Raw genomic sequence first — 8,321 nt, 5'->3', positions numbered from 1 at the left:
TCGCTGTCTTGCAACAACTACTTTATTATATCACCTCAACATTTTCTGTCAAGTAGATAATTTAAGTTATTTCCAAAACAACTACTATATTATGCCATCTCGATAATTTTAAGTCAAGATATTTTAGCTTTAATAATTTGTTGTTCATCCAACGACAAAAAATATCTTACCTTAATTTCTCAAAACGGTCAAGCACTTTTCAACAAAAAATTTAAAATACTGACAATTTTTTCAATATCTCTCACTTCAAGCTATTTATTCCCCTTAACACGGAACCTATCACCTCTAATTCACAGACCCACCTCAAGACATTGGCACCCATCACAGCTAATGAGATTCATCCATCATCACCAACAACTAAAACAGTCGCCTCAGCTATCTTCTTGAAGCTCTAGTAGGTAACTGGGTTATCCACCAGTTCAAAATTTTGCCCAATTGATCAACTATATTACCTCTACTCAAAACTATAATTTCCGCCTGCTTACCTCTTATTGTATTTCTAATTTTATTTTTTAGTGAATTCACTAAAAGATACCTCCATCACGGAAGTATCTTTTCAACTATTTCAATTCTGGCGCGTCAGTCTTATAAAGTTTTTCAGTAGAAACACCCTTATTTTCTGACAAGAGGCTCTTCTTAGTCTTTTGCGCTTGTTTCAAGGCTTTCTTAGCGTCACTTAACTTATAACTGTATTGACTCTTATCAACCAACTTGAACCAACTTGGTTTATAGAAACGTAAAAGGTCCCCAGTTGTCACCTGATCAGACATGGCTAAGATGTCTGTTGCATAATCTTGCATCTTAGCAACTTGATTTTTTTCTTTCGTTGTCAGTTTATCAGTCACTAATTCACCCTTATTATTATAAACCTTGCTACCAATCTTGGTATAGGTTGGTGAGGTAAAGTCCCCATTTCTAAAAATAACGAGTTGATTATGCTGACTCGACAGCAAGTCATTCCCAAATTGAACCGTATCAGTATTCTTGATTCCAAGCAAATCCATTAAGGTTGGCATAACATCGATTTCTCCACCGTAAGTATGGTTAACGCCACCCTTCAGACCCGGCATGTGAATCATGAAAGGAACCTTTTGGAACATAGCTAGGTCATAACTGGTAACTTTTTTCTTGCCTAATAATTGGGCAATGGCCTTCTTATGATTATTGGAAATCCCGTAGTGGTCACCATAAGCCACAATCATCGTCTTGTCATAAAGTCCAGTCTTCTTGAGGTAAGCGATAAATTCACCAAAAGCTTGATCTAGATAGTAAGCTGTTTGCACGTAACCATCTACTGTCACATCCCCTGTCTTCGTCTTAGGAATCGACTGATTTTCTTTATCTAATTGGTATGGATAGTGGTTCGTAACTGTAATAATTTTAGCATAGAATGGTTGCGGTAATTGTTCCAAATACTTAGTTGACTGCTTCAAGAAAATCTTATCTTTAATCCCATAGCCATTTTCGTAGTTTTCTTTAGTTTGATAGTAGTTCTTAGAAATAAAGTATTGGTATCCCCATGATTTATAGGTGTTGTCTCGGTTCCAGAAACTCCCCACATCCCCGTGGAAAGAAGCCGTAGAGTAACCCCTTTGATCCAAGATAGCCGGTAAGGCTTGGTAAGTATTGGTCGTCCCGTAAGTCGACATCGCCGAACCAGATGGTAAACCAAACAGAGAGGTTTCTAACATGGTTTCGGCATCAGAGGTTTTTCCTTGCCCTACTTGATTAAAGAAATTATCGTAGGCAATCGTGTTACTATCAGCGTAGAACTTATTGATATTCGGGGTAATTTCTTTGCCATCAACTTTGTAATTGATTAAAAATTGTTGGAAACTTTCCAAGTGGAAAATAATCACATTTTTACCGGCAGCTTTACCATAGTATTCGGCATTGACCCCCGCCCGATTCTTATTAATTTTCTTTAAAATCTTTTGAATATCACTAGCGCTGGCATTGGCTTTTTTTACCCCTTGCTGGTAGGTCTGATAACCAGAGTAACCCGCAAAGAAGTTAACCCCCAGGTATTTAACAATATAATTATTGTCAAAAGTCCGAGTCAACAGTTGCGACCGATCCTTTTCAGCAGCTCCTAAATTCAAGAAGAACAAGACTACAGCTAAAATTGTAATTCCCAAAGCCTTAAAACGCTTAGCTGGCGTATAATCAACCTTAATGACTTTAAAAGCCAAAAGTAATATCAAGACAATGATATCCACAAAAACTAAAAAGTCGCTAGGCTCAATAATTTGCGCAATACTGGAACCTAAGTTATTGGAAACTGAACCTGAAGATTTAATAATTGACATGGACATAAAGTCCGAAAATTCACGGTAGTACAGGATATTAGCGAAAAGCCACGTTGTTTGAATTACATCGACAATCATCATAATCCAGTAAACTTTCTTACCACGAAAGTAAAGGGCAATTCCCAATAACAAAATCGCAGTCGGAAAAGGATTAACCAAGGCTAAAATTTCCTGGACGCCACTGTTGATTCCAAGAGTGAATTTGGTATTATAGGTCCAAATCGTCTTCAACCAAAATAAGAATAATACTAGGCTGAAAAAACCAAGCCGCGTATTGAGAAAGTTTTGGATTTTTCTTAATGCTGAACGCATTGATTTTGCCTCCAAATTTTATAATTTTAATTTCATTATAAAAGAAATGCTTGAAAAACAAAAATGATTTCAAGCACTCTTCACAATTATTTAACAAATTTTAGTCGTTTAATAAATCGTAGATATCTAAGGCTGCCAAATCGATGTTGTCGTATTCAAATCTTTGCTTGGTAGCAATATCTTCTAAGGTAAACATTTCTGTTTCAGGGTTGTAGGAAACCAAACCTCTTTCTTGACCTTCCTTTTCGAAACGACGCATTTGTACGTCTGTTCCTTCCGCTTTCATCATTGTATCCAAGCGTGAAATAATTGCAACAAGTTGTGAGTTTTCCATAAAAACGCCTCTTTCATTCTTCTTTTTGCGATTTTTACCGCATCATGTCGTTTATTAATTAAACACCATAACTATTTTAGCAAACTTTCTCCAAAAACTCGATATATTATTAACGCTTTTCTGAGTTTTTTTCCGTAGGACTTTTTTGGGGGGAAATCATCAGAGCCACAATTCCCAAAGTCATCCCAAAATAATAAGTTACAAAGCGCCATAATAACATTGCCAAAACTAATTTAGGCGCTTGACTAATAAAGGTCGCAAAAATCATAGAAAAGCTGTACTCTGCTCCGCCGGTTCCTCCGGGAATTGGAAAAAGCGAAATCACCATAACAATCAAAACATGCAAGACCATGACAGTCACTAGATTAGCATGATCAATCCCTAAAGACAGTAAAATAAAGTAAGGAATAGCATAGTAAAGCGCCAACTGCACTAAAGTCAGACCAGACATCTGCCATAATAGTTTTTTATTGCGCTTCAAGAGCTGTCCTTCTTCATAAAACGAGGCCAATTTTTCATCCCAGACCTGACACAAACGCGCATACTTTTCCGAGTTGTGTCCCCAGGCCTTAACTGGCCACAAGGTTAAGTGCACAATTTTTTTAGTGAAATCATACCAAAACATAACCATCAAAAGCCCTACAATTACCCCCAAGTGAATCAGAAAGCCAAAAACTAAAAACCAAACTAGAACATGAATTTTCGCTGCTACCAATTCAAACCCTAGAACTAAACAGATAATAAAGTTTACCACAATCATGGCTTGGTAAACGATAAATTTCAAAATCATGGCCGAACTAGCCCGACCAACATCAACACCAGATTGCGCCAAAGCAAAAATCTGAGCGGGTTGGCCTCCAGTCGCAAAGGGAGTAATCCCGTTAAAGAGTTGCTCAATCAAAGGCACACGTAAAGCAGACAACCAAGGGTAAGCCGGGTGATTCTTACGAACTAAAAGCCAGACTACAGTAGCTTCAAAAGACAAGGATAAAAACATCACCCCAAAAGCCACTAACAACCATCCCCACTTCAAATCGTCAAAACTCGCTACTAAAGCGACAAGAGATACTTTCCGTAAAGAAAAGAGCATAATCCCCAGGCCCAAAAGAACCATAAGGCTAAAACCACTTTATTTTTTTTGGTCATTGCTTTGCCCCTTATCAGTGTAGTAATCCCACCAAATTTGTGCGAGACGCTCTTCTGAGTAATATTGCGATGCCATCTGCGCCTTAGCTTGCAAAACTTTTAAAGCCTCTGGATTCTGCACATATTGACGCAAGTAAACTTCCATAGTTGCACAATCCTTTGCTCCTTGATAATAACCTGCTAAAATATCGCGGTAAAGATCCAAATCACGCAATAAGACTGGAGTACGACAGGAAAAAGCCTCCAAAATACTCATAGGGAAAAGTTCATTATAGGAAGGTAATAAGAAGATATCAGCCAAGTTATAGTAACAGTTCATCTCCTGACGGTCAACAATTCCAGGAAAATGGAGATTACCTGGCGGATTAGCAACCACTTTTTTGAGTTTCTTATAGCCATCGGTGATAGCCCCAAAGGAAAACCCCCCTACCCAGACAAATTGTATATCAGGATTTTGCTGGGCTAATTTAATAAAGTCAAAGACCCCTTTACGCTCCTGAATCTGACCAACCCCTAAAACCGTAAAGGCATCTTCTTGCATGCCAAATTTAGCTCGTAAAGCTGCTTTACTGATTTTTAAGGGGTAAAACTCTGTCTTGGAAACAAAGTTCGGAATGTAAGTAATCTTGGACTGGGGGATTCCATAAGCTGTTAATTTGGAAATGAAATCTGGGTTAACTACTACCAAATTATCCATTCGTTTGTAAAAAGCAATCAAGTAGCGATAAAAAATTTTCTTGGCTAACCAAGGCAACTTTAGACTTCCCTCCATAGTTTCAGGTAAAAAGTGGACATACCCCACCGTCGTCCCTCGCTTTTTTGAAAAAGTCGAGAGGTAAAAAGGTAGGTCAACCGTATGGTAATGGCTGATATCCGCAGAAACATATTTATTAATCGTTAATTCAATTTGTTTTGGATAGTATTTTTTTAAGAGCTTAATTAATTCTGTATAAGCACTGCCGACTCCTTGACCTTTAATCTTGGTTGCCGATGAAAACATTGCAATTTTCAAGGAAATCCTCCTATCTCTGGACTGAGTTTTCAGCTAAATCATTCTTAATAATCATGGTTAATTATAGGGGCTTTTCAGCTCCTTAGCAAGAAATTCCTGTTTTATACGTAATGAAGTTAAACATTTCTTAAATAAAAAAGATACCTAGCCCAAACTAGGTACCTCCTTTGGAATTACTTGTTAGCGTAACGCTTGCGGTAAAGCAAGACCACCAAAACTTGTAAGATAGCAACCACAACCAAGGCAATCACTACATAAGTTGTAATAGTCTTTTGGTATGGCCGTTTAACAGACTTAACATTCTTGATATTCTTGTAAGCCCCACTGTTTACCACTGTGTACATAATATTCTTTGATGCGGTCCGCATTTGACGAACCACCGTTGGGTTGTCAGTGTAGTCAACCTTCGCACCTAAAGTACCCGTTGTTGATAACATCAATCGTTACCGTTAGCGATCGCTGGGTTAGACTTCATAAAACCACCTGAGAAGTAATCAGTTTCAACAAGACCACGGAAGCCCCATTCACCGCGTAAGACATCTTGTAGCAATTGCTTGTTAGCACCTGCCCAACGATTACCGATAAAGTTGAATGATGACATGACAGCAGTTGCACCACCATCTTTAACAGCCATTTCAAACGGCTTCAAGTAAATTTCACGAATAGCTTGCTCGTTAGACCAAGTCATTAAACCGACCATCCGGTTTGTTTCTTGATCGTTCATCGCAAAGTGCTTCATATAAGCGTAGACACCTTTTGACTTTGCCCCGGCAATGGCACTGGCTGCCATCTTCCCAGATAACTCAGGATCTTCTGAGTAGTATTCAAAGTTCCGACCCGCAAAGGCTGAGCGGTGAATATTCATAGCTGGACCATACCAACCATAAACGCCCATTTCGCGACCTTGTTCACCCATCAATTCACCCATCTTCTTGGCTAAATCGGTATTGAAAGTTGCCGCAATCATAGCTTCAGCTGGAAAGGCGGTGGTATTCAAGTCAGTCACAAAGAAACTTGAGTAACCAGCAGGCCCGTCAAAATCGTAAGTTCCTAACTTCTTAACGGAATTAATAGCATAAGTCTGGTAGCCACCATAAGCAATTAAGTTGCTCATATCTTTAGCTGTCATTTGGTTAAGTAACTTGTCCCAGGCAGGATCATCATAACTCTTACCTCGTAAGTCAGCTAATTGTAAGTTACCACGTTGACCTTGCTTTGGCATCTTGCCAGTAGCCTTAGGTTCCTTACCGTAATTTCTGTTAGTAACAGTTGTTGCATCCTTTTGGTACTTGGCAGCTAGGTTAGTCTTGCCAGGGGCCTTAGTTGCTTCATCGTAGTTAGCAAAATTATCACGACGGCTCAAGTAAGTAATATCACCCTTAGCGTATTGGAAACGGTTAGTTGCAGTCACCTTGTCAGAGGCCCGCTTATTAGAACCAGTGTAAGTTACCTTGTCATTTACATCGAAGTCCTTAGATGCTAACACATCGTGGGCATTGTTTTTAATTTGGATTTGGTATTGACCCTTGTCTAAGACATAAGCCCCACCATTACTTTCATCATAGGAGGCAAAGTCAGAACGATTGGCCGTAAATTTAAGAGTCTGGCTTTCACCAGGTTTCAAAATCTTGGTCTTCTTAAAATCTAAAAGATTAGTAGCTGACTTTTCAAGGCCCCCATTAGTGTAAGGGGCAGTGAAGTAGGCTTGAACTACGTCCTTACCAGCACATCCCCGGTATTTTTAACCGTAACGTTGAAGCTAACCTTGTCTTTTTGCATATCAACTTTTACATCAGACATTTCTTGGCTAAACTTGGTGTAAGATAAACCATAACCAAATGGATATTGAACAGCCTTTTGATATTGGTCATCTTTACCTTGGTAGTAAGTTTCGTAGAATTTGTAACCTGTGTAGATACCTTCAACATAATTAACAAAAGCGGTACCTTTTTGGTTAGCATAAGTGAAGTTCCCAAAGTTGTTGTAAGTTGGGGTTTTCTTCAAGTCATAAACATAAGTGTCAACCGTGCGTCCAGATGGATTTACCGTCCCATTCAAAACCTTACCTAAAGCTTTGAAACCTCGAGTTCCGGCCCCGGCCATCATAATAGCACCTTTAATATGACTATATTCGTTTAAAAAGCCTAATTCCATCGGATTAGAAGAATTAATTAACACAACCACATTCTTGAAGTTCTTGTTAACCATGTTTAACATGTTTTTTTCAGATTGGGAAAGTTCTAAGTAAGATTGCCCCTTCTTGAAGTCACCCTTGTTACCTTTATAACTTGCGCCCTGTGGTAAATTCGTCATATCCTTAGGTAAGTCAGCACCTTCACCACCAGAACGGCCAATCACAACTAAAGCTGTGTCAGAGAAAGTTTCAGCTTTTTGCATCAACTTGTTTGAATATTGGCTAGCCTTTGGTTCAGGTAGGGTCCAATCTTGTTCCATCATCCCAACAACTGGACGGTCAGCACGGTATTTCGTGTAGAACTTATTTAAGTCGCGGTTAGTTTGAAAACCCGCTTGCTTCAAACTATCATAAATGTTAACCGCATCCGCAGAGTTAGATTGACCAGAACCCGTCCCCCCATAAAGTGGTTGGGTTGAAGCCCATCCAAAGACATTAATCTTCTTGATATCCTTCATTGGCAAGAAATTGCCATCATTCTTTAACAGGATAGTCCCTTCATCTGCAATGGCCTCGGTTAAATCTGCCCCTTTTTGGACGGTCTTAGCTGAAACCTTATTGATTTGAATCATATTCATATTCATCAAGGCTTGCATTGGTCCAAAGACAACAGTGTTTAAAGTGAGAATCAAAGCCACTAAGAAAACAATGAAGGATTCCCACTTCAGCCAAAAGTTAAACTTGCGACTCTTATTCCAAAAGACAATCAAAGCTAAAATAATTAAGCCAATCAAAACTCCTAAAGGAATAAAGTATTTTCCGGCTAATGTTACCGTTGAGTTTACATCATTTTCGGTTACGATCCCGTTATGAATCAAGTTTTGAATCACAAGATAACCGCCACCTAAAACAATGACAAGCGCTAATACAATCACACCAACAGAGATGAGCATACTGCGTAAATTTCTGTTTTTCATAATAACTCTCCTTTATTAAATTTTATAATTGCAAATGCTTACATTTTCATTTTACAGCGTTTACATTTTTTGAATACCTTTTTAGCATAAACTGTCA

At 38.6% G+C, this 8,321-nt stretch carries 6 protein-coding genes and 2 pseudogenes; all 8 read right to left on the bottom strand.

All coding sequences use genetic code 11. The features are described from left to right. Window positions 1–560 precede the first annotated feature (560 nt). The 8 genes and pseudogenes from JCM10991_RS06240 to JCM10991_RS15705 all read right to left on the bottom strand — a co-directional run bounded on the left by JCM10991_RS06240 (window position 561) and on the right by JCM10991_RS15705 (window position 8,224). Window positions 561–2,621 (bottom strand): LTA synthase family protein, encoded by a 2,061-nt coding sequence (locus tag JCM10991_RS06240; protein ID WP_023860174.1) that lies wholly within the window; start codon window positions 2,619–2,621, stop codon window positions 561–563. A gap of 100 nt (window positions 2,622–2,721) precedes the next feature. Next, window positions 2,722–2,955: a YkuJ family protein gene (locus JCM10991_RS06235; RefSeq protein WP_023860175.1), complete on the bottom strand. Its 234-nt coding sequence runs from the start codon at window positions 2,953–2,955 to the stop codon at window positions 2,722–2,724. A 109-nt stretch (window positions 2,956–3,064) separates the two neighbouring features. Further along, a pseudogene (locus JCM10991_RS12915) lies at window positions 3,065–4,101 on the bottom strand (lysylphosphatidylglycerol synthase transmembrane domain-containing protein). Beyond that, on the bottom strand, window positions 4,085–5,101 hold the full coding sequence (locus tag JCM10991_RS06225) for a glycosyltransferase family 4 protein (RefSeq protein WP_035188233.1): 1,017 nt from the start codon (window positions 5,099–5,101) through the stop codon (window positions 4,085–4,087). The pseudogene JCM10991_RS12915 and the gene JCM10991_RS06225 overlap by 17 nt, the downstream one beginning before the upstream one ends. Before the next feature lie 185 nt (window positions 5,102–5,286). Next, entirely contained in the window at window positions 5,287–5,550 is a 264-nt protein-coding gene (locus tag JCM10991_RS15720; protein WP_225349934.1) for a hypothetical protein, read from the bottom strand. After that, window positions 5,550–6,524, bottom strand: a complete 975-nt coding sequence (locus JCM10991_RS16395) for a glycoside hydrolase family 3 protein (RefSeq protein WP_369384710.1) — start codon at window positions 6,522–6,524, stop codon at window positions 5,550–5,552. The genes JCM10991_RS15720 and JCM10991_RS16395 overlap by 1 nt, the downstream gene beginning before the upstream one ends. A 144-nt stretch (window positions 6,525–6,668) precedes the next feature. After that, window positions 6,669–6,770, bottom strand: a pseudogene (locus JCM10991_RS16120) (fibronectin type III-like domain-contianing protein); the annotation flags it as partial. A 53-nt stretch (window positions 6,771–6,823) separates the two neighbouring features. Continuing rightward, window positions 6,824–8,224: a glycoside hydrolase family 3 protein gene (locus JCM10991_RS15705; RefSeq protein ID WP_225349933.1), complete on the bottom strand. Its 1,401-nt coding sequence runs from the start codon at window positions 8,222–8,224 to the stop codon at window positions 6,824–6,826. Window positions 8,225–8,321 lie beyond the last annotated feature (97 nt).

The sequence above is a fragment of the Ligilactobacillus equi DSM 15833 = JCM 10991 genome (assembly GCF_000615765.1).
In the GTDB taxonomy this organism is placed as follows: domain Bacteria; phylum Bacillota; class Bacilli; order Lactobacillales; family Lactobacillaceae; genus Ligilactobacillus; species Ligilactobacillus equi.
Note: the sequence above shows the minus strand (reverse complement) of the source record. Positions and strands in the feature narration are given on the sequence as shown.